We start from the raw sequence: 2,045 nt of genomic DNA, 5'->3' as shown, positions 1-2,045 counted from the left end.
AACGGCCATGACGATGGCGCTGTGATTGCTGGTGTGGACAGTGGCGCCGTCACTGAAGACGCTAACCTGACGGCAGGCCAGCTCGAAACCCATGGACAACTGATAATCAGCGCCCCAGATGCGGGCCAGGACCATTTCACCGCACAAACCAATGTGGCGGGCAGTTACGGCACGTTCAGCCTCGACGCCGACGGTCAGTGGCGCTACAGCGCCGATAACAGCCAAAGTGCCATTCAACAGCTCAAGACGGGCGAAACCCTCACCGACAGCTTCACCGTTACCAGCGCCGATGGCACTAACCATGCCGTCACAGTGACCCTCACTGGCAGCAACGATGCACCAGTGCTCACGGCGCAAAGCCAATCGGTCAGCGAAGATGGCGCCAAACTCACCGGGCAGATGGTGGTCACGGATGTGGATACCGGTGACACACTCTCCTTCAGTCTCGCCAATGGGGTCGATGGCTTCACGCTCAACACCGATGGCAGCTACAGCTTCGACCCAGCCAGTGCGGCTTACCAACATCTAGCCCAAGGCCAGACTGAGACGCTCACTATCCCCATCACAGTTACCGACAGCACTGGCGCAACTAGCACTGCGAATTTGACGATTACGCTCACTGGCACCAACGATGGTGCCACCATCAGCGGCGTCGACACAGGCCGAGTGATTGAAGATCAGAACGTCGATGCCCAAGGTCTTCTGCATGCTTCGGGGCAATTACAGATCCAGGATGCCGATGCAGGCCAGTCCAACTTTGTCGCGCAAAGTGGCGTGGCTACCCAGTATGGCCATTTCAGCATCGATGCCCAAGGTGTCTGGAGCTACACAGTGGACAACAACAAGCCTGAGGTGCAGGCGCTCAAACCGGGCGGCACGCCGGGCGAGACCGGCAATATGGCCCAGGCGCTAGGGCAAGCTTTAGTGCAATCCACTATGGAGGGCTTTCATGCAGTGGGCGAGGCGCTGACACAAGGGCAATCTGGCGCCCTAGCCGGCGTGCTGGACCTGACGGTGCAGGGTGCAGCCATTGTACTCAGTGGCCCATCGGGCACAACGCCTGTGGTCTATGCGATGGACGCCCAAGGCCGTAGCACGCTCGGGGTGGACGAGCTGCTGAGCTGGCTACATCAGGGCGCAGGCTATGAGATACACCTGCAAGGCTCGCAGAGCGATGTGCAATTTTTCGTCCACGATCGCGGCGATGAGAGTGTGCTGCATGGCCTACCGCTCTCCGGCTCGGCCATGCTCACCACACCGGAGAGCGCCGCGGCGCACCTGGCTCTGACATGGCATACTCCGCCAGTACCGAGTGAACTCAGCGAGGTGGTCAGCGTCACCAGTATCGACGGCACAACCCATCAGATCACCCTTAGCATCCAGGGCACGGCCGAAGATGCCGTCATTACTGGCACCGACAGCGGCAGGGTCACCGAGGATCAAAACCTTAATGCCGCCCACCAGCTGGAGGCTAGCGGCCAGTTGCAGGTCACAGATACAGATCCTGGTCAGGCGGTCTTCCAACCCATTAAGGATCTTGCAGGACATTACGGCAACCTGACCATGGACAAAGATGGAGCCTGGGTTTACCACGCCGACAACAATAGTGCAGCCGTGCAGGCGCTGGTTAAGGGGCAAACCGTCAGTGACAGCTTTGTTGTGCACAGTTTCGATGGTACGGCGCATACCATCAACGTCACTCTTGAAGGGGTAGATGAAACCTACCTCGATGTGATGGCCCATGTGACAAACTCACTATTCAACCAGTGGAATCCCTGGTCCGCAATAGGAAGCGCTATTGCATCGGGCAATATCGCTAACTTGAATGATATTGAGTTGTCTTTTGGTGGTGGAACCCCCACGGTGATTGACGCGAATGGCCATGTATTGGAGAGCTTCACTAATAAAGATTACTTCGGTACACATATACCACTGGGACATCTAGTCGAATTACTCAAGAACCATCACGGTGCCCAACTGATTCTCGAAGGTGCTGTGGGTACCAGCAGTTCGTTCTACGTGAACAACACTGGTAACCCGCTGCA

1 protein-coding gene is annotated in these 2,045 nt (G+C 57.3%); it reads left to right on the top strand.

The annotated features are described in order from the left end of the window. On the top strand, positions 1 to 2,045 hold a 2,045-nt coding region (locus SHEWPOL2_RS21885), incomplete at both ends, for a VCBS domain-containing protein (protein ID WP_037431729.1).

The organism is Shewanella sp. POL2, assembly GCF_000282755.1.
In the GTDB taxonomy this organism is placed as follows: domain Bacteria; phylum Pseudomonadota; class Gammaproteobacteria; order Enterobacterales; family Shewanellaceae; genus Shewanella; species Shewanella xiamenensis.
Note: the sequence above shows the minus strand (reverse complement) of the source record. Positions and strands in the feature narration are given on the sequence as shown.